We start from the raw sequence: 24,694 nt of genomic DNA, 5'->3' as shown, positions 1-24,694 counted from the left end.
TCGAGCGACCTACTCCCGCATATGCTGCATTACATCGTCTTTGCCACACTCCAGCAATCCAAGCGCCTCAATGCTCTGGACATGGCTCCATGTCGTCTGGATCGTACCGTCAGCCAGCTTCACGACGGCAACGAATGCCTCAATGCGCCCATGTTCAGCCGCCTGCAGCAGACTTTCAGCACAAGCCAGCGGCGTTACCTTGCCCGCACGGCGATCACGACGCTCCTTAATTTCATCCATGGCCGATCCCCCTAATAAATCCCGGTAACCGTGCAGTCATGGTAATCCAGACCATGGCCTTTCATTCGCTTCAGGCCATGCCGGCGGCCGAAGATTCGCACAAGAAAGTAACCGAGCTGTGTGAAAGGCAACTTCCATCCGTAAGACCACCGATCATGATGGACCCGGTGGATGCCGGTCAAGAATTGCACCAATCTGAATACCGGCTTTCTTGCCCTTGAATTCCTTGCCTTCATTCTCAATTCCACTATGTCATCCTCCCTGCTTTTTGATCTCGATATTCACCTTCCGGTAAAGCTCCTGCAGTTCCGCATATTTCTTCGTGCCGCGAACCTTATGGCTGGCGAACTGTTTCAGGTTCGGCGTGTCGTTTGGCAGGACCGCCTTGTAACGAATCCACTGCTTGCGGGTCTCATTCTTCCGGGACTTCTCGCGCTGCAGTTCCTCATACCTTCGGATATTGGCCTCGGTGCGATTGTCCTCAAACGGCCGATTGGAATCCTGTATGGCCTGCTCGATCTCCGCCGCCGACGTGTACTCCTCCACCCAAACGGACATTGAATGCACGCAATGGCTGTGATATGGCGGACGCCGCTCCAGCCGAGGGAAGCGCGGATCATTACCGCTGATGCTGTACACGCGGCCCTGATACTTGGCGCAGATCGAACAGGTAATGCCGACGTAATTAACGTATAGCAGATCACGGTCGTTCTGGATTGCCATTTGCTCAACTCCGGTGACATGCGCCTTACGCTGATGGAACTGCACGACGCTGGCCATGTATTTCTCCGCCGGTATTCGGGCTCCATTCTTAGCGACCATACCAGTGATGCCCTGGGCGTTGGCATCGGATATCGCCTGCTTCGTTGCCTTGCGCCGGCTCACGCCATCCACCATCGACAGCTGATTCGCGGCCTGCACGATGTCCCGAATGCGCCGCTTGGCGTCCGCAGTCATGTGCTCGGAAGCCTCCAGTATGGAGTAAAAGGCTTCGTCCATGATCGCCTGAGCCGCCTGCTGATGGATAATCGGTTCAAGTGAATCATTGATCAGTTCCACCGTTACCTTTGCTGCGGCCAGTTGTTCGACAGCAGCCATGGCGCCGGCTCGGTACTGTTCTCCAATCAGCTCGGCGAGTTGCTGCCCGACCTCTCCCGTCAGTTCGGCGATGATGGCATCGATCTGCTGCTCCAGTTCCCGTTGTCGGCGGGCGGTGAGGTTGCCGGACTCCAACTCCTGCAGAAGACGGCGAAGCCTTTCATCCGCCGCGATGTAAAGTGCAATGATTTCATCCGGCGTCGCCATCCTACACCGTCACCTTCGGTGGCTGCGTGTAGGTCGGGTTCAGTGTGTCGACTGCCTTTTCGTCCTGAATCTTCTGGATCTCGGCAGCGATCGCATCCTCCGACCAGTCCGGGTGCATCCGGCGGACCGTGGTTTCAAGCGACTGCACGCCGCCGGTGTACTTCCCGACTTCCTCAGTGTCGCGTTCGCTCTCGGCCTTCGGCAGCATGTCGCCCCACTCGATTACGGGATTCACCGGCTTCAGTCCGCCGGCGCCGATCGCATTTTCGAGAATCATGCACTTCCGGATGGCGTCTTTAATTGCGCCGTCGAATTTATCCTTGATGGCCTCAGCCTTGATGACCGACTGAATCCAGAGATACAGCAGCGCGATTCCGGTGTCGCCCTTGGCATCCTCCAGTCCGGCCGCTTGGACAGATGTCTTGGATACGGCCAGCATGTACTTGATCAGCCGATCAACGTGCTCAAATGACTGCTTCGTCTTGGCATCCCAAGTGATGTACAACGGTACGGCACCGTTATTCTCGTTGTAGCTGACGACTTCCAAGTCCGCATTTCTTACGAAGCGGGCACCGTAATTCGCCTGATTGGACTGTGCGACTGTGTCCCACAGCCCCCGCGGGATCGCCAGCTTGGGCTTGCCGTGCTTTTCAAACACGATGGAATCCCGTGTGATCGTCCAGTTGATTTCCTCCTGAATTGTGTCGATGTTCCGGAGCGCCGAGCGTCCGCGGGGATGCAGCAGCGACTCGTCGTTGGTAACGTATCCGCAGAGCAGCTCGCCGATGCCCGGGAGCTCGGCGTCCTCGGGAATGTCGAGCCCGTGATCGGCGGCGTAATGTTGGGTATCGACCTGGTCACCCACGTTGTCGCTGTCCATCTTGTAGACGAGCTGCTGAATGGTCAGATCATCCCCGCTCAGCTCCTGACGCTCGACACGAAGGAAGCGGTCCTTTGCTCCCTGGCCGTTATCCCACTCTTCAATCCACGTAAGGTCGGCGCCGCGGCCATCCTCATGTGGGAAGTATCGGTCTCCGAGCAGCCACTCGAACCAGACCTTGCCTCCGCCGTCCCGCCGGATGCGGTACGCGATCAGGCCGTCGACTTGGTGCTGAGTAACCGCGGACCAAATCTTATCGTTCGGCTTAGACGAAGAAACGACGCCTGAGACAAAATCCAGCTCCGGCCCCGTCTCCACATCCGCCGATACATTGCCGAGCGATCGGTTGATCAGGTCCGCTGGGACCTCAGCGACCAAGCTCGCGAAGTTAACCACGACGTATTGATGCTCGGTCGACACTTTGAACTCCGCCTTCTGACCGCGCCGGAAGAATCCCGGGCGAGACCGACGTATGATCCGCTCCGTGGTCTGGACGCTTCGTGCCCGCGGGAAGATCAGGTCATGATCGCCGTCGTACAGCAGCCGGAAATAGAGCATGTCCTCGACCTCGGCGTCGTATGGCGGCGGCGGGAAGCGGCGTTTGGAATAAATAATGGTCAATGAATTCACCTTCCTTTTACCAGCCTGACGGCCGTTGATTCGAATACTGCATATCAGGTTCAGTAACAAATGACAGAATTACTGCATCAGCACGGTCAGGCGAATCAAGGCCGCGTTTCTTCATGTCCTCTTTCCGCTCAAGAGCAATTCGCCCTTTGCTCGTCATGCGGTACTTCCGTTGTGAAAGCTGGGTAATCAGCCTCTCGTCTGGAGGAAGCTCAATCCCCATCGGTTCGCCTTGTAGATATTTTGAAAAGGCCTCCTGAAGGACTGTCCTCATGATCGCCCAAGACTCAGTTCCTCTGTTTTCGTAATGATCCTGCTCGTCATCGATTGGTTTGCTGCCGTTGTTGACCGGGATCACTCTCCATCCGGAGAGTCCTTCTTCCGCAATGACCTCATTCAGACGGTCAGTAACCCCGCCGCCGACTCCGCTGTCATCGACCTTGATCTCTACCCTGCGAAGACGCGGGTAAAGCTTCATCGTTTCTCTCCCCGCAGCGATCACACGACCGGCTGTAACCATGGTGTCCTGCTTGTTGTAGCATTGCAGCGGGAACACCTTCATCCCAATCCGAGGAGCAATGACGGTTTCGTCGTCTCCGAAACGCGCGACGTCGACTCCAAGATGAAGGATGTCTCCTGAAACCTCCACCTTCGCAGAAGCAGCAGTTTCGGCCAGTTCCAGCGGAATAAAAGCGTCGGCCTCAGCCTTTGGAAACTCGCCGAATACCCGGACGCGAATCACATCGCTATCGGCACCGTATTTCTCGATCAACATTTCGATGTTTTCGCGGCTGGTCCGCTTGCTGTCGCGGCTGTCGACCTTATGGGTCCGGAACTTTGCACGGTCCCGGTTATGGGAATCATAAAAAACCCCGCTCGTCCGAGTAGGGTTACCGCACATCAAAAGCTTATTTTCATCACCGGACAGCGTGCCGAGTATGGCTTCCATGATTGGGTCCGCAACCCCAGAGGCTTCGTCCACGATAAATAACATGTAGTCTTCGTGAAAGCCCTGCATATTCTCCGGCTTGGTCGCGGTTCGTGCGGTCGCAAACCAGCGCTCCTCATGCCCTACCATATAAATCTTGGTTTTGGTCCATTTAAGAAGATTCTTCACCAACGACTTCTCCAGCCACTTCGCTACCTCAGCCCACAGCACATCGTGAAGCTGCTGCTTGGTTGGAGCGGTGCAGACTACTTTAGGATTTGGCCGGCAACAAAGGAACCACATGACCAATGCCGCCTCAAAGGCTGTCTTCCCTACTCCCTGTCCGGACCTTACACTGGTCCGCGGATACTTGGAAACATCGGACATGGCTTTGCGCTGCCAATTGTCTGGGTCAAAACCGAGCATGTCCTCTGCGAAAGCGACGGGATCATCCCAATACAGATCAACAAGATCCGTCAGAGCTGCGAGGACATTGTATGGTTTAATGCTCATTCTGTTCACTCACCCTCGCCGCTCTACGACGTTCTGCAATCTCACGGATCGCATCCGTCCAGCTCGCTGTTGCTCCTTCGGCGCCCTGCAGCTTCTGCAGCTCGATCTGAAGGATTGCTGTTCGGACTTGCTTTTCATCGTCGACAGCTATGAGCCGGTTCTTGAGCTCAATGGCGCGGATCTTTTTATCCTGGATGCGGGTCAGGGATTCTTCCAGCTTCAGAATGTCGTCCAGTTTCCGAAACGAACTGATCTCCACCTTTGACTTCACCAGCTCATCCCGAGAAATAGGAACCTTTTTCGTGAGGCCCGTTTTCTCGTCGTGGATAACACCAACGTCCTTCTTCGTTTTCAGCTCATAAAGGACGCTACGCTCCTTCTCGTTAAGGCCGTCCATCAAGTCCTTTATGCGCTGCATCATACGACGTTCACGGAAGGAAAGCAGGGTAATCGATTCATTGGCCTGAACGATCGGGTCTGTATTGATCTGCTCCATGAGCTGCTGCTCAGCCTCCGTGAGCGTGTCCATCCAGATCGTCTCGTACTCACCGGTGGTGACCGCCTTCTTGTTGCCAAGCGGCCCGCCAGCGCCACCCCGATTACCTGCTGCGTTCGTATTGCCTGGCGGCGCACCGCCGCGATTGCCGACCGCGTTCTTGTTCCCTTTGGGAGCGCCACGGCGTTTGGAACGCTCCGTATTTTGCGGAACGTTCCGTTCGTCTGATCGGAGCGTTTCGTTCAGCTTGGCTTCCCACTTGTCTTTTGACTTCCACCCGCGGAGTGTACCATCTGATACGCCGAGCTGCGCTGCGATTTCCACAAGGTCGATCTTCCCGCCGCTGGCTTTCCATATCTCAAATGCCTCGTCACGTCTCGGGTCTCGCTTCTTAGCCATGCTACATGTCACCACCCCCGACAAATAAGCTTAGTTCTAACGAAAAGGAAAGAGGTATATATGAATTCGTGTATCACACAAAGGAGGAATTAAAATGATTGACGTTCACCAACAATGCAAAGGATGCGGAAAGAAAACTCCCCACATAATCGATCGGTTACTTCACGCTGGTCCGCGTCCAGGCGATCGGGCAGTATTCGGTCATTGTCAAGAATGTGAAGAGCAAAGTACCTGGTACAGTTATCTGCCTGATGATACCGACTATTTATAATTCATCCTTCTGCAGCTCAATATCAATCTCAATCAACTTCTTCAAGTCATCGACAGTTCGAATCTCAATCCGACCGTCCTGAAAGTCCTTGACCCACTTGGCTATACCGGCCTTAATGATTTTCCTGTATTGCGCCTTGCTTTCCAGGATGCCGGCCATCACTTCAAGCTCGTGTTGCAATAAATCTTCATCTTTTGTTCCCATTGTGTTCCCCTCGGCTTCCATGTAGTATTGGAAACGAGACAGCGGATGTCTGAGAATGCCACGCGTGGCGCGCCGCTGTCTCAGCCGGGGGATACCCTGGATGATGGGGAGGACGTTCGAGCGTCCTCCTTTTAATTTGGACAAAAGAAAAACCGCCCTTTTGCAAGGCGGCTGATTTTCTCTGTATTACTGAGGGAATGATATATAAGTCAAAAATTGATTTCCAAATGTGGTGGTCCTCGGCGCCATTACGCCACTTCCAGTCATCATTATATGGAGACTATCTATTCCAATTAACCCCTGAGTGTTCAAATCTTTGATAATGACATCATAAAAATCTCGTCTACCACGAAGTTCTGGAAATGCAGATTCCAGTAATTCAACCGGTGATCCTAATGAATAAAACTGCTTATTGTGTTCTATAGTCCAAGAGCTAGGGTTTTGGAATAATTTTAAGATACGAAGATGCCAAGGAGTAATCGTGTCAATTAAGCTTAAAAACATAAGCTGTATACTTTCCTCAACATCAATTCCAACAGCAGAATTAAGAACCGCATTCCTTAATGCAACCAATTTTTCTTCTTGGTGATTCCTAATCGCAATTTGGGAAGCTTGCAAAACTGTTGTGATGAAAACCTCATTTTCCGCAAGCGAATTGATATCGAATTCATGGATCTTCTCTTTGAGTTCTTCAATTCCTTCGGCTACTTTAACTAACCACCTGTCCCTTCTTTTTGAAACTGGTGGGGCAATTAAAAGTGAAAATAACTCAGATGCTCCGCCGCCGATTATTGGAATGGCCGATAATCCTGTCCTAACAACAGAATGGACGTAATCACCTGATGAATTTCCTAAATCTTTCTTTATATCGCTCAATAGATTCACCCCATTTATAGAATCAAATCTATTGTAAAATATTGTCGATAGGAAAGCTATGCCGCGGGATCGGCGCGGTGGAGAAGTTGCGGCTCTATGCCGGTTTTATCCTTATACCGCCGCTTAATGACATCGCAGAAGATCGGGTCTAGCTCCATGGTCCGGCAGATCCGACCGAGCTGGTCGCATGTCATAAGCGTTGAGCCGCTGCCACCGAAGAAATCAGTAACCGTGTCCCCGCTCCGGCTGCTGTTCCGGATCGGAATGGCAAGCAGCTCCAGAGGCTTCTGCGTTGGATGAACATACTTGGTGACGTCGCCGCGGCTTACCTCCCAAACTGTCTCAGGAAGCGGGTCCTCTGCTGGCAAGCCTGCACGCCATACCGTAGTCTGCTTGCGGTCTCCGTACCAGGCCGGAGCCTTCCCACGCAGGTGTGCGTAAAAGACCGGCTCATGTTTGAAGCGATATTGTGCCCAGCCAAAGGTGGCCGCGTTCTTGACCCAGATGCACTGCGTCCGGACCTCGATGCCGGCAGCATTCATGGCGTCTTCGAACTCCCGCTGATAGGACGACGGATGGGAGACGTAGATCGCGGCAGCCGGGTCCATGATGGCGGCGTATCTCTCGAAGACGGCATGCAAAAAGCCTGCAAATTCTTCTGCGGGCATGTCGTCATTCATTATGGAGTCGCGGCCGTCAGCGGCAAGGCGGGCGGAGCTGCTCTCGACAGCGACATTATACGGCGGGTCCGTCACCACAAGCGCGGCCCTGGCGCCGTCCATAAGCCTCCGAACATCATCCTCGCTGGTGGCATCGCCACACATCAGCAGATGCGGTCCGAGCTGCCAAATGTCTCCCCTCTGTGTCTCCGGCTCCTCAATAGCGAGCAAAGCGTGCTGCACATCAAAATTATCCTCTTCAACAAACACATTATCATCGCTGGGCTGCTGCAGCCCTGACAGATATCCTTCCAGATCGATTTGCAAATAGCCGGTTTCAAGGGCAATCTCCTCTAGCGTATACGAACCGGACAACTCCTCAAGCAATGAAGCCAAAAGTTCCTCATTCGTCCTGCCCCGGAGATTACTGAGGCTGATCGTCAGAAGCTTGGACTCTTCCTGGCTGGACTCTACGATGACACAAACCATTTCTGCTAAGTCCGCCTCTTTGGCGGCTCTCCAACGCTTCTCGCCCTTGATAATCGTCATATCCGCCCTAATCAAGATCGGCTGCAGCACACCGTGCTTCTTTACGCTGGCCACCAATGAGCGGTAACGATGATCGTCCATTTCATTCGGATTCCAGCCGTTACTGCGCAGCTGTTGAATTGGTATTGTCTGAACCCTCACCCTATTTCCCCCCAAACCATTGAAGATGTATTTGCTCTGCAATCCGATACATCATGAGCGGCGGAACGCTCATACCGCAAACGTACTGAACGTCCGCATCCATGAAGTCGTAATCGACCGGAAATGTTTGAATATGGACAATATCCTCATTTGATATACGGCAAGGTTCATCATGTCGTAGATAAACAGACGAGGACAGCAAGGTATTCGCTACCTTGTTATTGGCCAAGAGGCGGGTATTAAAGCTGCTCTGCCGGCCTTCTATCCGCTTGGTGATATCCCCGATATCCGCATCGGAGGGACGTCTCCGCAGCCACCGCTTGTAGGTCACTTTGTCGCGCTTGATAGGCGTTCCGGACCCGCTTCGAATGTCTCCGTACAACAGGGGGGGCTCATCAAAATTCAGCCGCAGCGGAGAGAACGGCTGATCCGACCGCGCCGCGATAAAAAACAGGCGCTCCCGCTTTTGAGGAACGCCCATCGTGGCCGAGTTTAGATGAAAGAGCTGCGGCTGATATCCAATTTGCTTCAACCTAGACAGGATCAGACTGACGTATCCCCTTGCCCGTCCCCGGATCATGCCGGTTACGTTCTCCGCTACAATGACCCGAGGCTGGAGTTTCGCGGCCACATCCAAGAAATCAAAGAAGAGGTCATCCAACCGCTGCACGGCCTGCCCCTCCCGAAAATGGTGTTCGCTCCCCCATTTGGCTTCCCGCTGTCCAGCCATGGAGAACACACTGCACGGCGGTGATCCGTCCAGAATGTCCAGATTAAATAATTCCAGCGGCAGCTCCGCATCTGGAATCGACTTGAAGTCCTGAATCGGCATCAGGAACGGATAACGCGGGCTATGGTTGCGCTGGTAAATACGCATCATCTGTGGATCAATCTCCACGTTCCCCAAGACCGTGTATCCGGCCAGCTTGTACCCCATCGTGGAGCCGCCTCCGCAGCTGAAGCAGGAGAACACCGTACGGCCATGCTGCGGAACATCCGCCAAATCGGTTAGACGCCAATCCCAAGCGGGCCGTTTCATGACGCATCCGCTCCTGATTGATCAAAGACGAAGCCGCAGCGCGGACATTTGCAGTCGAAGCGGGATTCATCGAAGTCCGCTACATCCATCTCCCGGTTTTGAAAGTCTCCAAGCTGATCCGCCGGCGGCTCCGTAAATTCCGCGATTAAGTCGTCAATTTCATCCGCATCAAAGCCAGACAGTGATATGTCCAGGCCGCCTTGCTGCAGCTCGCCCAGCAGCCGCGCCAGCGCCTCGTCATCCCAGCGTCCTGAAACCTTGTTTAGTGCAAGATTAAGCAGCTTCTCCCGCTCCGGGTCCAAATTCACGACGGAAACGGCCAACTCCGTGCATCCCTGCTCTTTCACCATCACCTTGTACCGCTGATGGCCGCCGACCATATTGCCGGTCTGCTCGTTCCAGACGATCGGGTCCACATAGCCGAATTCATCTAGGCTGCGGCGGAGCTTTTCATACTCCGGATCTCCGGGTTGAAGGTCGATACGCGGGTTATAGGCGGCTGCGTTGATCTGCTCTATCGGTATGGTTCTGATGTCCATAAGGACCTCCTTTATGTTGAGTTGGTTTTTTATCATGGGACTGCCACAGGTTTCGACACAGGCCAACAGAATCGGCTCATGCTGCCATTCTGGCGCTTCACCCCTGCAAACGGACGTTCCCACGAACTAGCGCTCAGAACAGCTCACAGAAGGCTGTTTTCGCGCATGAAAAAAGCACCCTTAAAAAGGATGCTTTTCGGTTACTTGTGTTTTTTAATTGAGCGTATTATTTTATTTAAACGGTCGCGTTCTTTTTTCTTTTCCTGACGAGAATAAAAGGGATTCTTTCTAGCATTTTTTTTCTTTTTCCTTATTTCTTTAATTCTCAATTTTCTTCTTAATCTACTGCTCATATGAAAGTCGTTATATAGTTCTCCATAACTCTTTTTTATTTGTTTCAGAAAATTCAAATACGATCTATACTTCTGTATTGCGATATCTTCTGTAACATATTCTTCTTGATCTCCCGCTACAACTTCAAGCCATTTTATTAAGTCTTCATATCGTATAAGGTGTATATTTTTATAGATCATTTCTGCAGTTTCATCAATCGCCTTAGTCCACAAGGAAGAGTCTTCAATATAGGGAACTTCTATAAAGTACTCTTTACCATTTTCATCAACGTTATAAAGTTCGTCTCTAGTTGAAATAATTAGTAGCTTTTCATACTTCACACTTATTGTGAATAAATAGTTATATAAGTCTATTAACATTTTTTCCGCTATATTTCGTTTAGTAGCACCCTTCTTTTGAATCCAATCTTTTACCACGAGGATTATTGTAGTGAATAGAGCTGTGGTCAATGGAATAACAAAAAGTCTTATTAATTCTTCCCTTTGCATTATGCGAGAATCTCCTCCTGACATCGTTAATAAGTAACTTTCGACATTCAGGGATTTTTTTCCTTCTGGCACTTCACCCTGCCACAAAACTGTGCTGATCCTTCCCACCGGCCCCAGATACAATCCTTGCATCGGATCGGCTGCCTGGGCGGGTCTTTTAACCGCTGCTGCTGTTGCTTCTTCTTTTTCAAGAACAATTCCCCCAATAGAAAAAAAGCCGCTCATAAATGAACGACTTCGACTGTGCTATGTACGCTTTTCAGCGATAAAATAACGCTTTTCGCGAAATTCACACGCTTTTTAAAGAATGGCGTCCGCTCCGCGCCCGCAGCAAATGCGCTGCGCTCTTTGCTATAAAAGCATCTGTACTTTGTAACAAGAGAGGAAGAACAAGACCATTTTACTGATCTGCTGAAATTGGAGTCAAAAGCTTCAACAGCGATTACAGGTGATCTATTAATAATATCCCCCGCCAGACTCCTTATTGCTCACTCTTTCATATTTGAGCAGTAAAACAACTGAAGGAGCATAGCCAGAAACTCTTATCAGGAGTTTCCCTTTGCTCGACTGCCTCCCGGTTGGCCCATCAGTTGCTTTACTCCTGAAATAGAAAAGACGAGAGGAGGTACGCCCCGGTTCATCGCCGCAGTTCGCGGCCGTGCGTGTCACTCTCGCCTGATTTCCACAGTACAAATTTATCATGAATAAACCATAATGAACGGCCATTGTGCGGTCATAAAGCGGCCCAAAGACGGCCAAATTTTTATTTATATCGGATATTAAATCCTGAAGTAAGATTCGAACTCCTTGCAAAGAACTCATATAAAATTAAAGAAAGGATATTCATCACCTTTGCGGTTATTAAACTGATCTTATACAGCAGTTCACTTTCTGAAAGCTCGTATTGTTTACCTAGCTCAAATAACCAATTTATTTGTATTTCCTCAGCGAAATAAAAGTCATGCTCTCCACTCATTACTCCAAGTTTATATCCTGTGTAAAAGTTTTCATCGTACATAGACTGAAGGACCTTTTCAGTACTCTCGAAATCATACTCTTTTGACTGATCAATCCAATTTCCTTTATTGTAATGAAAGATATTATTTCTTGCATTGAATAAGACATCTCTATAGAAAGAGCCTTTGCTTTCTCCCTCACACAATTCTAATAGTTCATCATAATTATCTTTAAACCCTTTAATCTTTAAAAACTCATTCCATATAATTTGATATTTTTCTCTTGCCTTTTTTAAAAGTCCTAACGACTCATTTACATGTCCAATTGACATTTTGGCGTAGTAGATAAAATTTTCTCTTTCAGTAGTGTCAATCAATCTTGCTATTTGGTTATTCACAAAATATAGGTCTTGTCTAGCGACCCCTACCGATGTAATCCATAAATGATATTTATTATTCTTGTTTATTACATCAGCTAATCTGAATCTTTTCTCTAATTTTATTGCCATCTGCTTACCACCCATTTGTAGGAATTTATATAAATAGTAATTTCGATAAGTAATATAAATCCCCTTTAAAATGCAAAAACTGGCTTACGCCAGTTAAATAATCACAGTCGGATAATGTTCTATTAATACTTCTAACCCCAACGCACATGCCAACACATAAATCGCTCTCGACTTCACTCGCCGATACTTCCGTTCACTCATGCCCAGTTCACCGCACAGGATCGAATCATACTCGTCCTCATAGTCCAAATAACGCCGTTGAATAATATCCCGCTCAGCTTTCTTCAGCCTCCCCATCGCCAAATCCAAAAGCTTCGACTGCCGCTCGAGCTCCGCCGCTCTATCGGTATTCCATATCGCTATATTCTCCGTCTGCCGACTGATTGCATTGGTTGATCCATGATACCGCGGTTCCGGGCTGGCCGTCATAGCCGCCTGGCGCCGCACGAAGCCGATCTGTCGGTACACGCGGACCGTCTCCAAATACTCTTCCACCCGGCGACGGGTCTCTGTTTCGTCGATCGGGAGGATGTCAAAAGCTAGTTGGATTGCTGTTTTGTCGCTTTTCCCCATGATAATCCCCTCACTCGTGGTATAATTCGAATGAAGGTAAGAGATTGGACCCCCGCGCCCGGCCAGGTTATGGGGGTCTTTGCATTACTTTAGATATCGGCTCCAGCGGTCTTGCCTCGGAATCATGAAGAGCCTCCATATACTCTTTTCAAAACTGCCCGCGCCCGTTCACCGCCATCTGCCAACACTGGCGCGGATTTATCGGTGATGAATTCCCAATTCAACCGATCGGCGTAGAACTGCAGGACCTCCTTCATTCCTTCCACTATAATTTCTTGATTATCTGATCCTCGGAGTATACGAATTGTTCGCGGTCCATCTGAGCTCTTAGAAATGTATCCTTTTTGACAAAGCAGATCAATATGTCGGAACGCTGTCGATGAAGAATAGAGATTAAGCAGATTCGCAACCTCACGAACAGTCGGGGAATATCCGTTTTTAGCTATGAATGACTGAATGACTTCCAGTGTCCTGGCTTGTTTCGGTGTTAAATTCTTATCGGTCATAGTATGAGTGCCTCCCAATTCCACAGGCCTTGCTGCCCCTTGGCCGGGAATGGCTCCGGCAGCGGTTGAACGTCCGCCAGCTCCCAGGCATATCGGCCTTCGGAGTAGTATCCAAAATCGCTTTCCGGCTTACGGATGAACTCGACCTTGTCGAAGTCGTATTTACCATTTGGACATCTGACAATATGTGTTCCGTTATCTATCGTGTCGTAGATCGTGTAGCACCCTGCCAGTTGTGCTATTGCCACTACTACCCCTGTCGGCAGATTATCCGCCGTGAATCCATGTCGGGCCAGTGCTGCGCGGATCTCCACCTGCTCGCAGACTTCTTTGTCCACCTGCTTGCCCGCGTGAATAGCGAGGGGGCCGCGGTGCTTCGTGGCCCAAGAACGCGTCTCGAACCGTTTCTCACCGAGCGCGATCAACGTCGCCCAGGGCTGCTTTATGGTAATGGCCTTCATGCTTTCGCTGCCTCCTGAAGCTCTTTGTATTCTTTCTCCGAAACTTCGTTCACCTCGATCCCGGGATATTCCCGCTGAAGAAGATTAATCTGATCAGCAACCATATCTGGGCAGTTGGATTGGAATAATCCAGCAAGCACCTGGCCGCGTGATACTTTGTAATATTTGATAGGCCCAGCCTTCTGCATGTCTTATATCCTCCCTTGGGCCTTAGCCCGGATTAATCGATGCTTAACTGCCAATCCACATAATGCCGGTATTGCCGATTGGCAAAAACCTCGAATGTATCACCGTCGGGTCTCGCGCCGAAATATGGGCTAGGACGAAGCGTCTTTACCACTTCAAGCACGTACCGCTCTTCCTCCTCATTTGATTTATCCTCGATTATCTTGACCTCTGCTTTCCAGCCACTTTCCCGAAATATTCCCTTTTTCATATTCATTTCTCCTTTGTGGGGAAAGGGTGTAGCCTCTCCCCCTAAAATAGCTGCAGCTGTCTGACCTGACCAGCGGCTACAGGGTTTATCCAGAGGACTTCCGTCCGGCTTTGCCCTGTCTCGATAACCTGCTGTCGTTCTTCTCGCCTCCATCCTGCCAAACGCTCGTTATAAAGCTGATTGTCGTAACCGCTAAGGAATGTAGGCCCCTGATGGGCTGCGAGTGCGGCGAGCAATGCTTCGTGGTCGGCATCCGTCATTTCGTTGTCGTAGATTGCCCCATTCCTGGTTTCGAGAAGATATGGCGGATCGGCATATATCAGAACGTCGGGCCTGTTATACCGAGCAATCACCTGCATCGCCGGGCGATTCTCTATTTGAACGTCTTTCAGGCGCTCGGCAACCGCGGCGATTTTTACCGGCAAATTGTTCCACTGCTTCACCCTGTAGGAGTCATCTGGCGTTCCGCGGCACTTCCAACCGCTGATTGACCCAGTCTTTACCCGGATGCTTTGCCAACAGCGGACCAGGAACCGGCGGGCCCGCTCTAGATCCGTATCCCCGCCTTTCTGGCAAACAAGGTATTCCTGTCGAGCATATGGTGACCAGTACACTGCACGGGCCAGTTCATCAGGCTGATCACGGATGACACGGAAGAGGTTAACCACGTCCTCGTCCAGGTCGTTCACCGTTTCCAGTGCAGACGGTGGCTTGTTAAACAGTACCGCCCCGGAGCCGAAGAAAGGCTCCAGATAGGTCGTATGCGGCGGCATATGGCTGATAATCTAGTCGGCCATGCTCCATTTTCTGCCGGGGTAGTGCAAAATCCGAGGAACTTTCAAACTAATTCCTCCTTTCATATTCAACATGACACTGGTGTCATGTCATGGATACCGAATCTTTTGACGACGAAGATGTCGCTTCATAAGGCGGATGCCCGCTTGGCACCGGCACCGACGGGCCGGGATATAGCTGCCAGCTGGGCCAAAACCGAATGCAGCCTTACTTATGGTCGGAATCATGCATGGGTGCGTTGTTCCGACATATTCGCTGACGATGGTGTTCACGCCGACCATGGCTATCGCTGCCAGCGACGCGTCTACCCGACTGAGCTAAGGCCCCAAGCAGAGCGAGTACGATGGTCGTCTGGGAACTTACGCCACCGGTGGAATGTTTGTCCGCCGGCTTGTAAAGCTCCAGTGTCAGTGTCTCCCGCCCCGCTTCCTCTCTCCGATCTTCTTATAGATATCTGCCATAATGACACCGGTCCGCGTCAGCTCTGCATCATTCTGAATGAGCCCTCGTTTGTTCATGATGGCCAATTGCCCGCGGGTGACCATGATCAAGTTATCCGGATCAAAGTTACGCCGATTGCCATCCCCGAAGATAACAGCATTCCCCTTCGGAACGTGGCGTCCGTGGTGCCGCTCCCAGACTATCAGGTGCTTTCCCCGCCATTGATTCGGATCAGCAACCTTGATATCTACATAATCATCGCCGTTTACCCTTTCAGAACCTACAGGAACATAATTGTGCGGCTTGTGACCCTTTTTGAACTGCGTCTCCACTCCGCCTTGACTAAGCCCCTTCTTCCCTTTGTTGGGTGGAACGCTTCCTGGTTTAATCCTTGCATCGATGCCACTTTTAAGGCCATTGTTCTTCACAAAAGCCCGAATTTGTGAGGACTTAAGGTTAATGCCAAAATGAGCATTAACCATCTCCGTCAGTTCCTCGATGTAACGACCTTTGATATTGGTTTTAATAAAATCGACCTGATCAGATGTGAATCGGAACATACATCATCCCTCCAACATCTTGGGGATGGTCGTGTTAGCATTCAACTTGTCATCAGCAATTTTTATCGCATCCAAAACAAGAGATCCGTTTGCAATAATTTGAGAAGCAACGCTTGTCACAGCCTTCGCCCTGCTGATCTCGTCCACCAATTTTTCTCCGGTCAGTTCCTCGTCGCTCAGTCGCTCTAATTGAGCAAATAAGTGATTGTTCAAATCTCCTAAAGTATTTCGCATGCCTACACCCCCACATTTTGAAATTCTTTGCCTTCCGTCTCCTCAATCGTAATTGTGGCCATGCCGTCCCAGGTCTCGCGGATCTCGTTGGCCTTTGCTTTAACCGCTGCGGCCTGCTTCGGCTGCAGGACAATGGACATTGCCTCATCATAATGCTGAGCTGCTGCGGCGTAGGCCCGGGAGTGTACGAAATTCATCCAGCTCCAAAATTTAGCGTTCGACAGCGACTTGACCCATTGAAAAGCCTTACGGCGCTGTTGATCATTCATGAGTCCCACTCCTTTCAAAAAGTGAATCTTATTCCCACTATTTCCCGTAATAGAGAATGAGGTGATATAGTGACAATTAGAAAAATGAAACGATGGGTAAAAATTGTATTTGGACTTCTATTTATCTTTGCGACAGTAGGAGTAATCGGGTTAATTGGCCTAATGATTTTTCTTGCTTTCATTGATGACCAGGTAATCACAAATGCAGCTATAATTAATAGAATCACTCTGCTTCTAGCAGGAATATCGTTGCCTGGACTGATCATCCAACTACTCTCACTGCTTACTATTAACGAAAAGAAGACTTTCACATTGGAAAAAAAATGTCCTCATTGCAAGCAACTCATTGAATTGAAACTTACTGAGGATTAAGCGGCTGGGCTTTCAGCCGCTTTTTCATTCAATCCCACCGCGAGATTCTCTTGATCCGTACTTTCAGCCCATTAAGCAGGAGCTTGGGGCTACGGACAATGTAGTAATCCGTCCCATTGTGCTCAATCCGGGAATATACCCATCGCGGGTCGTATCCATCGTAGCCCGCGTCCAGATATTCGATCGATTGGCCGGTGGTAAACTCTGAGCCGTTCAAACTATACCGACCGTTTTTGCCCTTTCTCAAGATCCCCTCTTCTGCCACCGGCGCTGCAGCCACACGGAGCAACTGCTCAACGTCACCCAGTTTATCGCCCACCACATTAAAGATATCTCGAAGGTACATGTCATCCGGATTTGTCCGATCATAATGTGCCGTCCAAGAATCCTCTGCCTCCTGGATCATCTTCGTAACCCGCTTGAACTGCGGCATTAGCTTCTGCAGCTCCGCTTGTATTTGATCTTTCATTCGATTTCATCCTTTCTAATCCCGGCCAGCTCCGCCGAATATCGATAGAATGCTTTGGCATCCCGCTGGTCCAGCGCCTGGTCGATCAACATGCGTATCCGCTTTTCCCGGAATCTCTTTATGGCGTTTTCCAAAATCACTTCTGCCAGCACACCACGAGCCTGTTCATACCGCATCTGCATATAAGCGTCGATAAACATTTCGGCTCCTCCTTCTAATAGAAGAAGCAGCTTTACGCTGCTCCTCCGCCTCCTTGCATTTTCTTCGCCGCCAGTTTGCGGTAAGCGGACCATTTGGACGATAACTGCCCGCTAGTCATACCGCTCTCGATAGCGATATCACGCCAAACTTTATCTTCACGCTTTCGCTTTTCCAAGAGATCGGGAAAAGGGATAGGTTCACCGTTGAATTCGATTTCCGGAAACAATGGACGTTCCTTGAGAATAAATTCATCGAGCGCTTCCTTGCTCACTTCGACCTCAGCGGCAGGATCTTCCTGATCGGCGCCGCCGGATTCCCCACCTTCGCCAGAAGCGGACTCTCCTGAAGCTTCACCTTCAAGCCCATCACCTTCACCGTCAGCCGTCGGATCAGCCCCCTCTTGTTTTTCGCCTTCAGAATCCGCATGGTGTTTATCGTCCGGACCAGGTGCCGAGCCTGCCGCTGCCGGTTCAGCCGGCGCCTGGCCTTGCCGCCATTCGTCCCATTTGGCGGCCATTGGTGCCACGCGCTTCCGGTACTCGTCCACCATAACCACAAATACGCCGACACCCATGTCCACATCTGCAGCGATCTTCAGATAGGTTTCACCGTCAAGAAGGCGCTGCTCGATTTCTTGAAAGTCATAATCCATATCTTCGAAGTGAGGCGCCAGCCCATTGAGAATGAAAGCTTGAATGACTTCAAGATCGATATGCTCCGGTTCTGCCTTAACCTCCACTTTTTCCGGTGGCAGACCCAAATCCATAGAAAGCTGCTCACCTTCCGGTTGGGCTACGGACACGACCCCGCCGTTGTCCACAGTATATTTCGTAAGCGGCTGTCCAGTTTTGGCGTTTTTCATAACCTTGTACGTGACAATCTGCGAGTCCAACCCGCCGATAACCTTAAGCTCCAGCATGCTTTGCAGCGTATTATATTGACCGTCCAACTCCTCAGCAGGAATGCTGATTGTGATTTCCGTCTCATCGGCAGATTTCAGGTTAATCTTCTTGACCGTCCCTTTGAAATTGATATAGCTCATCTTTAAGCCACTCCCCTGATATATTTTTGGTGGTACGCCCAGCACAGCGCCAAAGCGTCGGAAGGATCGAACAGCCGCTGCTGTACGTCCCCCTTCTTGTACTTGCCTCTTGGGTCGTCTTTTTTGTACAGGACCGGGATCGCCAGCTCGTCGTAATCAATACCGAACAGCATCTGCATTTCAACGGCGACCGTTTCCTTGTCTGCATTGCCTTTTCCGGTCTGCATTTTGAGCTCGGAAGGCCGGATCTCGCCGATCTGTACGCCGAGATGCAGGGCGGCCAGCGTCACCATGGAGTAGGCGCCGACCAAAGCCAGTACGCTGCTCGCATTCTTGAAGTGAACCGGCCGCTCCAGGATCACCATTCCCGGCTGCTCCTGCTCCATCATCCGGAAAGTATCCTGATAGATCGCATCCAGCACATCCGGCATCTTGATTTTGCTGTAGTCACGAAGGCCGAGTTCAATCGGCTTTCCGTTCTGCATGGTGGCCCATCCTGCGTAATTTGTTCCGTGATCGATGCCCATGAGCTTCATGTTTACGTACTCCCTTCTTCCGCTGCGGCATCATGGCTGAATCCAGCACATAAACCGTTCCGACGATCTGACCGCTGTCGTCCCAAATGGTGAAGAAATGCTTCCGCTGGAAAAACGGGTCCGGCAGCGTGCGTTTATTCTGCAACTTCCGCATCGTTCCCGCCCCCCTTACGCTCGCCGAAAGCAATCTCGTATTCGGCAATGCCTTCATCAACCACCGAAGCCTGCAGGTCTGCGAATTCGGCCAGTAGATCTGCCCGCTCAGGATGCTTACCGGTATCCATCACCCGGCGCCGGATGTGATTGTAAACGTGCCAATAATTACGTCCGCTCATCAGGCACCTTTATTGATCGTCTTCGGCTTGCCGGATTTTCGATGAATCAACACAAGCTGTGTCGGAGTTTCCCGCTCCACCAACCAATTCTCCAGCACCAGCCCTTTTGCCGCTGCAATCATGATTTTCTGTTTCTTCGTTGGCCGCTTCCCCTGCTTCATTGCCTGTTTCCCCCTTATTCAATTGCTTCCACTCTTCCGGCCAGACATATTGGCCGTCGATCATCTGGACGACCGTAAAATCGCCACTATCGGTGACACGGACCTCACGAAACATTCCGGTTTTACCGTGCAACTGCGTATAGCGATAAACCTCCTCTGGCGTATTTAGCGTCACCGGGGGCGTATGCCAACCATCCGGCTCCGGGAAACAGTACCCGAAAAATTGTTCTTGCTCTCCCATGAGTACCTCCTTCACGCCCATTTGCGCTTGTCCATATTTTTCACGTTGCCGGCCGGCGGCGGCGACTGATCCGCATGCGACCGCTCATAGTTGACGAATTTATTGAATTCCTTCAGGAATACGAGTTCCACCGTCCCAACTGGACCATTCCGCTGCTTGGCTATAATGACCTCAATGATGTTCTTCTTCTCGCTCTCCTTGTCGTAATAATCATCCCGGTACAAGAAAGCAACGATGTCGGCATCTTGCTCAATGGCGCCGGATTCCCGAAGGTCCGACATCATCGGCCGCTTGTCCTGACGCTGCTCCACACCGCGGCTGAGCTGGGATAAGGCGATTACCGGCACCTCGAGCTCCCGGGCAATTTGCTTAAGTGTCCGGCTAATTTGAGACACCTCTTCCTGCCGGTTGGCCCCGCGGCGCCCGCTTCCCTGAATCAACTGCAGGTAGTCGATGAGGATCATGCCAAGGCCATTATCCTTCTTGAGCCGCCGGCACTTGGCTCGGATCTCGTTCACCGTTATGCCAGGCGTATCGTCTATATGGATGTCTGCCTCTGAAAGTGAGCCGACAGCTGTAGCCATGCGCTCCCAGTCATCGCCCTCAAAGCGGCCTGTCCGCATCCGGCTGGCATCGATCTGGGATTCTGCGCAGACCATCCGCTGTACCAGTTGGGCCGCACTCATCTCCAGGCTAAAGATCGCCACCGTCACTTTTGCACGTACCCCGACATTCTGAGCAATATTCAGGGCAAACGCCGTTTTCCCCACCGATGGCCGCGCCGCCACAATGATCAAGTCGTTGTCTTGAAACCCTGCTGTCATCCGGTCCAAATCCGCGTATCCAGACTCTATACCTGTGATGCCACGGTTAATATCGCGGACGTTGTAACGCTGCTCTGCCTCTTCCCAGACTTGCATTAAGGCATCCTTGATTCCAACAAACTCACGAACCGGGACCGTCTGGTCTGATAGCTTGGATACCGCTGTCTCGGCCATTGCCAAAAAGCCTTTAACGTCCTGCTCTTCCCCGGCGTTACGGAGCAGATCCATCGCCGTATCAATCGCCTGACGCCGCAGAAACATCTCCTGTACCCGCTCAGCATAGTAGGTCGCATTGGTTGTCGTCGGAACCGCATGTGCGAGCTTCGCCAAATAACTGACCCCGCCTACCTTTTCGATCTCCTCGCTGTCCTGCAGTTGAGAAGTCAGGCTAACCAAATCAATCGGTTGGCCCGCATCACTAAGCCGACGCATTGCTCTATATATCCGGGCATGGCCATCGTCGCTAAACTCGCCGCCCTGCAGGATATCCGCCACGGTGTCATAAGCGGCTTGGTCAATCAGTGAAGCCCCAAGCACCGCTTGCTCGGCCTGCAGGTCAACTGGCTTCTCGATGCCCAGTTTCTCAAGTAAATCATCACGTTCAAGCATCCGTTCCACTCCGTAATTTCTGCTTCATGGCTTCCCAGTAACCTTCCGGTGGAGGGGTGTTGTTCGCGCTCCATGCATCAAGCTGAGCGAAATGCTCTGCGGCAGCCTCCTTACTACGCCGGCTGTCCAACTGATCCCCCATCCGACCGCGGATATGCGCGATCTTAGGCTCAGTAGTCTCAGTGAGTATGTGCTGATCTACGTTGGCGCGAGCCTCATCAGCCGGGAAATCCTTCAGGTATCGGTAGTCCTCTTTGACCTTCTCGACGGAAGCGTCGAAGAACGGATAATGCCTCTTAATGTGTTTATAGAGTTCCGCAATTTCAACCATTTCCACGCCTTTTTTCCTCCTCGATGAAACGGTCCAATTCCTCAAATTCCCGTTGTCGCTTAGTTTTTCGCTGCGGCTGCGGACTCCCAATGGTGACAGGCACGTGCGGCACCGCACCTGTTATGGGCTCTTCCTGCTGCAACTTCATCCACTCGTCATAGCAGCGAGGAATGCAGTAGGTGATGCTTCGGATTTCATCGAGCTTATGCTTCGGTTTGTAGCTGTCAAAGGATTCGTCAATGACTCGGTTTATGAGTTCCACCGGAAGCCCATCGACGATCATCCGCCTGATCTCGCTAAAGTCTGACGGGGAAACGCTGAACCCTTTTCCCCGTCTCAAGCAGAAGTGTCTCTCGACTTGAGAAACGGAATCTAAAATTCGATCATCGCTAGAAGCAGAAGAAGCAGCTTTATATATCTCTGTAATATCTTTATTAGATCGGCAGTTTTCTGCCGCGTGATCGGCAATATTCTGCCGATCACTTCCATCCAGAGTGGCAATATTCTGCCGCTCTCCATCGTCAGAGCGGAAGTTTTCTGCCGATCTGTTTTGGTACTTTTTAGAGTTACGAACGCTAAAAATGAGTCCATACGGCGCTCGGGTCACGCGAATGTAACCATAGTCTTCGAGCGTTTTGATCCAAGATCGGACGGTTCGATTACTGACTCCGAACGTCTCTTCAAGCTCATTGATTCGGATAGGCTTGTTCCCGAGGACGATGCCCCAGACAGTCCCCTCTTTCTCCTTCTCCGCTGTCGTGGAGCTGATACACCACAGGAAAAGCCATATCGCGCTGCCTATTTGTTTGTAATGTCGCGGCTCCAAAAGCCCTGAGTATGTCGGAAAAGGGTAACTGCCTTCAGGCATCAAAAATCATCCCCTAACTTGCCATCAATCCCGCTTGATTGTAATAAGAGTCGATTTTACTCCGTTCATTTCAAGACCAGCATGGACGCCAGCAGTCAATGCTTCGACCAGTTGAGCGAGAGAAGGACCGATTCCTTCCGGAGATACTGAATAAGGAAGGAACGTTCCGATTGTGAATGCCGCAGTGGTAAAGAAGTGATCTACTCCTTCCGCGCCGTCCGCATGCGCTTTATCCCATTGCCGCTCAAGCGCCTCAAGGATCTCCTTTGTCCGACGATCCGTCTTATCAAGTGGCATTTGCACTACCTTGCTCATATAGCACGCTCCCTTTTAGTTTTTTCTTGCCATTCACGATCCAGGCCGCAGCCCTTCGCCGAGACCTCATAATGCCGGTGGCCACGGACGAAGGAAACAAATTTGTCCGTCGCCCGCTCGTAGTACATGCCATTAAGGACCGGCGGCGCTGTGTCAAAAAGGTCCTCTTCACCGAATAAGTCCAGTTGCACAACATCATTCATGCTTGCTGCCCCCGATCATCGCGGATATAGATATGCGGGTATTTGGCCCGAATCACTGTAAAGTCAGGATGTCCTCGAGCGAAATACTCTTTTACGGCTGTCTTAAAAGCTTCCTGATCGCTCTCCATCAGCGCCCAAATGTGCTCTCCGATCATGCTTTTCCAGACCCGTCCGCCAAGCTCATCGCCGTTCATCGGTCGGCCACCCGGACGACAGCACCGGTCAACTCCTGGATTTCCCGTTTGAAGAGCTCGGCATCCGAATTCCCGTCCGATAAATGCAGCAGCCAAATCTCCTCGACATTCCGGGTATCATTGGCTTTCAGAAAATCCTTAACATGCTCCAAGCTGAAATGAGAACGCAGCAGCCGCTTTTTTTGGGCGGGATGAAGCTCTCCGGCCAGAACGCGACGATTGACAATCTCCAGCGAATAATTGCACTCGATCATGATGTGGGTTAGGCCCTGAAACTTGTATCTGCAGTAATAGGAGTCCGTCAAAAACACCAGCTTGTCGCCGTCCTGATTCGCCAGCAGGAAGCCCAGCGGCTCCGCTGCGTCGTGTTCGATACCAAAAGGCATGATTGTCCATGAACCAACCTCGAACGGCTGCAGCGCGGTTACGGTGTGTAGGCGGTGCCCGGAAAGCCCAAGGGCATCAGCCGTACCGCTACTGGTGTAAACCGGGATACCGGCACGCATGATGTCCGCTGCAGCGCGGCTGTGGTCGCCATGCTCATGAGAGATCAAGCAGCCGGCGATGTCGGTCATCCGGAAATGCAAAGTACGCTGAATCGACTTATACGGAAAACCGGCTTCCAGCAGCAGCGCGGTCCGCCCATCCGTGATACGGTAGGCATTACCGGCGCTGCTGGAGCCGAGGCATTGAATGTCGATCATAGGCTAAAACAGCACTTCTTCCTCCGGGTTCCCGCCAGCGGGCGGGTCCATCGGAGGAACGTCACCGGAGAAATCACCCGGAGTAGACGGGGCATCTGCCCCTTCAGCATTCGGAGTAACATCAATGATATTCTTATTCGCATTAGCTCTAATCTCTTCATTAACTTCTGCCTCAGCAAAATCTTGCTCCATTTGCTTCAAGCGCAGATAATCATCGTCGATCTTCTGACTATCAATGGTGATGTCGCTGTGAGCAGCACGGTAAACGGTTTTCCAGCACATTTTCTCATACCAGCCCTCAACCGTTTCTTTGCCGACCTTCTTTCCGTTCTCCCACTTGTCCTTCTCACCGCCCCAAAACTCAGGGCTGGCATGATCCGGCTTCCGTTTTTCAATATCCTTGACAGTCATCATGACAAGTTTGTTTTTCTCGGGATTTTCAATGTATGAGTGGAAGTAGAAACCTCCCACGATCTTTCCTCGATCAAAAGCATTGGTGATTTCAAATTCGTACCCCTCATATTGATGGGTGGCGTCTTTCTTGATTGGTTTGAATCTATCAGTCGAGTAAACCAGTTCGACCGTTACATGGTTTGGAACATCCAGGCCATACTTCACAGCTTTAAGCTCAAGCCCTCTGTACCCTTCGACAAAACCGATATCATACTTGTTGGTATTGTTATTTTTGAAAGGAATCAGATTGATGTGATTCGGCTGCGCTGGGTCAAACCCGATCCGGGCATAAGCAACAACATCACGGGCCAGTTTGTCCATGTTCACGTTCGCCCAAGTCACAGGCAACTGATCCCGGTATTTTTCAGATTTCTTGAGCCGCTTTTCCTCGGTAGTTTTCAGCACTGCATCCAAAGCAATAAAGTAATTCTGAGCCAGCCGCTTCTGGAAATTTGTCAGAGCGACCTCTCCCACGCTCGAGCCAAATTCGGAAATGACTTTGGTCATGAAACGTTGGGACTGTGATAGTTCTTGCTTGGCGACAGCTTGCTCCCCGTTTTGGGGAGCTTGTTGTTTTTGTGTAGTCAA

General features: G+C 51.0%; 38 protein-coding genes. 1 reads left to right on the top strand and 37 read right to left on the bottom strand.

Annotated elements, in window-relative coordinates:
• Window positions 1-9: 9 nt before the first annotated feature.
• The 22 genes from KP014_RS09650 to KP014_RS09540 form a co-directional block, all read right to left on the bottom strand.
• Complete coding sequence (locus KP014_RS09650) at window positions 10-240, bottom strand: hypothetical protein (RefSeq protein ID WP_036595746.1); 231 nt, start codon at window positions 238-240, stop codon at window positions 10-12.
• A gap of 11 nt (window positions 241-251) precedes the next feature.
• Complete coding sequence (locus KP014_RS09645; protein WP_090834020.1) at window positions 252-488, bottom strand: hypothetical protein; 237 nt, start codon at window positions 486-488, stop codon at window positions 252-254.
• 4 nt (window positions 489-492) lie between these two features.
• Window positions 493-1,545 (bottom strand): phage minor capsid protein, encoded by a 1,053-nt coding sequence (locus KP014_RS09640; protein WP_036595745.1) that lies wholly within the window; start codon window positions 1,543-1,545, stop codon window positions 493-495.
• Window position 1,546: 1 nt separating this feature from the next.
• Window positions 1,547-3,055, bottom strand: coding sequence for a hypothetical protein (locus KP014_RS09635; RefSeq protein WP_246590685.1), 1,509 nt, complete (start codon window positions 3,053-3,055; stop codon window positions 1,547-1,549).
• Window positions 3,056-3,062: 7 nt separating this feature from the next.
• Window positions 3,063-4,493, bottom strand: a complete 1,431-nt coding sequence (locus KP014_RS09630; protein ID WP_051500134.1) for a DEAD/DEAH box helicase family protein — start codon at window positions 4,491-4,493, stop codon at window positions 3,063-3,065.
• Complete coding sequence (gene terS, locus KP014_RS09625) at window positions 4,483-5,388, bottom strand: phage terminase small subunit (RefSeq protein ID WP_036595741.1); 906 nt, start codon at window positions 5,386-5,388, stop codon at window positions 4,483-4,485. The genes KP014_RS09630 and terS overlap by 11 nt, the downstream gene beginning before the upstream one ends.
• 265 nt (window positions 5,389-5,653) lie before the next feature.
• Window positions 5,654-5,863, bottom strand: a complete 210-nt coding sequence (locus tag KP014_RS09620; RefSeq protein ID WP_036595738.1) for a hypothetical protein — start codon at window positions 5,861-5,863, stop codon at window positions 5,654-5,656.
• Window positions 5,864-6,049: 186 nt separating this feature from the next.
• Complete coding sequence (locus KP014_RS09615; RefSeq protein WP_036595737.1) at window positions 6,050-6,739, bottom strand: hypothetical protein; 690 nt, start codon at window positions 6,737-6,739, stop codon at window positions 6,050-6,052.
• 56 nt (window positions 6,740-6,795) lie between these two features.
• Complete coding sequence (locus tag KP014_RS09610; protein WP_036595736.1) at window positions 6,796-8,088, bottom strand: DNA modification methylase; 1,293 nt, start codon at window positions 8,086-8,088, stop codon at window positions 6,796-6,798.
• A 1-nt stretch (window position 8,089) separates the two neighbouring features.
• Window positions 8,090-9,127, bottom strand: coding sequence for a DNA cytosine methyltransferase (locus KP014_RS09605; protein ID WP_036595735.1), 1,038 nt, complete (start codon window positions 9,125-9,127; stop codon window positions 8,090-8,092).
• Window positions 9,124-9,666, bottom strand: a complete 543-nt coding sequence (locus KP014_RS09600) for a ParB N-terminal domain-containing protein (protein WP_036595732.1) — start codon at window positions 9,664-9,666, stop codon at window positions 9,124-9,126. The genes KP014_RS09605 and KP014_RS09600 overlap by 4 nt, the downstream gene beginning before the upstream one ends.
• A 200-nt stretch (window positions 9,667-9,866) precedes the next feature.
• Window positions 9,867-10,733 (bottom strand): hypothetical protein, encoded by an 867-nt coding sequence (locus KP014_RS09595; protein ID WP_036595730.1) that lies wholly within the window; start codon window positions 10,731-10,733, stop codon window positions 9,867-9,869.
• 538 nt (window positions 10,734-11,271) lie between these two features.
• Complete coding sequence (locus KP014_RS09590; protein WP_036595728.1) at window positions 11,272-11,973, bottom strand: hypothetical protein; 702 nt, start codon at window positions 11,971-11,973, stop codon at window positions 11,272-11,274.
• A gap of 93 nt (window positions 11,974-12,066) precedes the next feature.
• Window positions 12,067-12,546 carry an ArpU family phage packaging/lysis transcriptional regulator gene (locus tag KP014_RS09585; RefSeq protein WP_063619489.1) on the bottom strand — a complete coding sequence of 160 codons (480 nt, stop codon included), beginning with the start codon at window positions 12,544-12,546 and terminating at the stop codon, window positions 12,067-12,069.
• Between the two features lie 122 nt (window positions 12,547-12,668).
• Window positions 12,669-13,052, bottom strand: a complete 384-nt coding sequence (locus tag KP014_RS09580) for a LexA family protein (RefSeq protein ID WP_051500133.1) — start codon at window positions 13,050-13,052, stop codon at window positions 12,669-12,671.
• Window positions 13,049-13,513: an ASCH domain-containing protein gene (locus KP014_RS09575; RefSeq protein WP_036595725.1), complete on the bottom strand. Its 465-nt coding sequence runs from the start codon at window positions 13,511-13,513 to the stop codon at window positions 13,049-13,051. The genes KP014_RS09580 and KP014_RS09575 overlap by 4 nt, the downstream gene beginning before the upstream one ends.
• Window positions 13,510-13,701, bottom strand: coding sequence for a hypothetical protein (locus KP014_RS09570; RefSeq protein WP_036595723.1), 192 nt, complete (start codon window positions 13,699-13,701; stop codon window positions 13,510-13,512). Before KP014_RS09570 ends, KP014_RS09575 begins: the two co-directional genes overlap by 4 nt.
• Before the next feature lie 32 nt (window positions 13,702-13,733).
• Window positions 13,734-13,949 (bottom strand): hypothetical protein, encoded by a 216-nt coding sequence (locus tag KP014_RS09565; protein WP_036595720.1) that lies wholly within the window; start codon window positions 13,947-13,949, stop codon window positions 13,734-13,736.
• A 41-nt stretch (window positions 13,950-13,990) separates the two neighbouring features.
• Window positions 13,991-14,722 carry a DNA adenine methylase gene (locus KP014_RS09560; protein ID WP_343223080.1) on the bottom strand — a complete coding sequence of 244 codons (732 nt, stop codon included), beginning with the start codon at window positions 14,720-14,722 and terminating at the stop codon, window positions 13,991-13,993.
• Window positions 14,723-15,151: 429 nt separating this feature from the next.
• Complete coding sequence (locus KP014_RS09550; protein WP_036595717.1) at window positions 15,152-15,745, bottom strand: HNH endonuclease signature motif containing protein; 594 nt, start codon at window positions 15,743-15,745, stop codon at window positions 15,152-15,154.
• Window positions 15,746-15,748: 3 nt separating this feature from the next.
• The gene (locus KP014_RS09545; protein ID WP_036595712.1) at window positions 15,749-15,979 is read right to left on the bottom strand and encodes a hypothetical protein; all 231 of its coding nucleotides are present in this window, start codon (window positions 15,977-15,979) and stop codon (window positions 15,749-15,751) included.
• Window positions 15,980-15,981: 2 nt separating this feature from the next.
• On the bottom strand, window positions 15,982-16,248 hold the full coding sequence (locus KP014_RS09540) for a hypothetical protein (protein ID WP_036595709.1): 267 nt from the start codon (window positions 16,246-16,248) through the stop codon (window positions 15,982-15,984).
• A gap of 69 nt (window positions 16,249-16,317) precedes the next feature.
• Between KP014_RS09540 and KP014_RS09535 the strand changes: the two genes are divergently transcribed.
• Complete coding sequence (locus tag KP014_RS09535; protein ID WP_036595706.1) at window positions 16,318-16,620, top strand: hypothetical protein; 303 nt, start codon at window positions 16,318-16,320, stop codon at window positions 16,618-16,620.
• 28 nt (window positions 16,621-16,648) lie between these two features.
• On the opposite strand, the gene KP014_RS09530 is transcribed toward KP014_RS09535, so the two are convergent.
• The 15 genes from KP014_RS09530 to KP014_RS09460 form a co-directional block, all read right to left on the bottom strand.
• Window positions 16,649-17,089 (bottom strand): DUF5348 domain-containing protein, encoded by a 441-nt coding sequence (locus KP014_RS09530; protein ID WP_036595704.1) that lies wholly within the window; start codon window positions 17,087-17,089, stop codon window positions 16,649-16,651.
• Window positions 17,086-17,289 carry an IDEAL domain-containing protein gene (locus tag KP014_RS09525; RefSeq protein WP_036595702.1) on the bottom strand — a complete coding sequence of 68 codons (204 nt, stop codon included), beginning with the start codon at window positions 17,287-17,289 and terminating at the stop codon, window positions 17,086-17,088. Before KP014_RS09525 ends, KP014_RS09530 begins: the two co-directional genes overlap by 4 nt.
• A 32-nt stretch (window positions 17,290-17,321) precedes the next feature.
• On the bottom strand, window positions 17,322-18,332 hold the full coding sequence (locus tag KP014_RS09520) for a hypothetical protein (RefSeq protein WP_036595701.1): 1,011 nt from the start codon (window positions 18,330-18,332) through the stop codon (window positions 17,322-17,324).
• A gap of 2 nt (window positions 18,333-18,334) precedes the next feature.
• On the bottom strand, window positions 18,335-18,817 hold the full coding sequence (locus KP014_RS09515; protein WP_246590684.1) for a crossover junction endodeoxyribonuclease RuvC: 483 nt from the start codon (window positions 18,815-18,817) through the stop codon (window positions 18,335-18,337).
• On the bottom strand, window positions 18,795-19,022 hold the full coding sequence (locus KP014_RS09510) for a hypothetical protein (RefSeq protein WP_175491825.1): 228 nt from the start codon (window positions 19,020-19,022) through the stop codon (window positions 18,795-18,797). The genes KP014_RS09515 and KP014_RS09510 overlap by 23 nt, the downstream gene beginning before the upstream one ends.
• Entirely contained in the window at window positions 19,003-19,203 is a 201-nt protein-coding gene (locus tag KP014_RS09505; RefSeq protein WP_036595699.1) for a hypothetical protein, read from the bottom strand. Before KP014_RS09505 ends, KP014_RS09510 begins: the two co-directional genes overlap by 20 nt.
• Window positions 19,203-19,325 carry a DUF6906 family protein gene (locus tag KP014_RS29350; RefSeq protein WP_425517279.1) on the bottom strand — a complete coding sequence of 41 codons (123 nt, stop codon included), beginning with the start codon at window positions 19,323-19,325 and terminating at the stop codon, window positions 19,203-19,205. The genes KP014_RS09505 and KP014_RS29350 overlap by 1 nt, the downstream gene beginning before the upstream one ends.
• 291 nt (window positions 19,326-19,616) lie before the next feature.
• Window positions 19,617-21,038 carry a replicative DNA helicase gene (dnaB, locus tag KP014_RS09495; protein WP_051500131.1) on the bottom strand — a complete coding sequence of 474 codons (1,422 nt, stop codon included), beginning with the start codon at window positions 21,036-21,038 and terminating at the stop codon, window positions 19,617-19,619.
• On the bottom strand, window positions 21,031-21,369 hold the full coding sequence (locus KP014_RS09490) for a replicative helicase loader/inhibitor (protein ID WP_246590742.1): 339 nt from the start codon (window positions 21,367-21,369) through the stop codon (window positions 21,031-21,033). The genes dnaB and KP014_RS09490 overlap by 8 nt, the downstream gene beginning before the upstream one ends.
• Window positions 21,362-22,237, bottom strand: coding sequence for an HTH domain-containing protein (locus KP014_RS09485; RefSeq protein ID WP_051500129.1), 876 nt, complete (start codon window positions 22,235-22,237; stop codon window positions 21,362-21,364). Before KP014_RS09485 ends, KP014_RS09490 begins: the two co-directional genes overlap by 8 nt.
• A gap of 24 nt (window positions 22,238-22,261) precedes the next feature.
• Window positions 22,262-22,552 (bottom strand): hypothetical protein, encoded by a 291-nt coding sequence (locus KP014_RS09480; protein WP_036595696.1) that lies wholly within the window; start codon window positions 22,550-22,552, stop codon window positions 22,262-22,264.
• Window positions 22,549-22,755, bottom strand: a complete 207-nt coding sequence (locus KP014_RS09475; protein ID WP_036595694.1) for a hypothetical protein — start codon at window positions 22,753-22,755, stop codon at window positions 22,549-22,551. The genes KP014_RS09480 and KP014_RS09475 overlap by 4 nt, the downstream gene beginning before the upstream one ends.
• On the bottom strand, window positions 22,752-22,949 hold the full coding sequence (locus KP014_RS09470; protein WP_036595692.1) for a hypothetical protein: 198 nt from the start codon (window positions 22,947-22,949) through the stop codon (window positions 22,752-22,754). Before KP014_RS09470 ends, KP014_RS09475 begins: the two co-directional genes overlap by 4 nt.
• Window positions 22,946-23,653 carry an MBL fold metallo-hydrolase gene (locus KP014_RS09465; RefSeq protein ID WP_036595689.1) on the bottom strand — a complete coding sequence of 236 codons (708 nt, stop codon included), beginning with the start codon at window positions 23,651-23,653 and terminating at the stop codon, window positions 22,946-22,948. Before KP014_RS09465 ends, KP014_RS09470 begins: the two co-directional genes overlap by 4 nt.
• Before the next feature lie 3 nt (window positions 23,654-23,656).
• Window positions 23,657-24,694 (bottom strand): recombinational DNA repair protein (RecE pathway), encoded by a 1,038-nt coding sequence (locus KP014_RS09460; protein ID WP_051500128.1) that lies wholly within the window; start codon window positions 24,692-24,694, stop codon window positions 23,657-23,659.

It is taken from the genome of Paenibacillus sophorae (genome assembly GCF_018966525.1).
Lineage (GTDB): Bacteria > Bacillota > Bacilli > Paenibacillales > Paenibacillaceae > Paenibacillus_AQ > Paenibacillus_AQ sophorae.
Note: the sequence above shows the minus strand (reverse complement) of the source record. Positions and strands in the feature narration are given on the sequence as shown.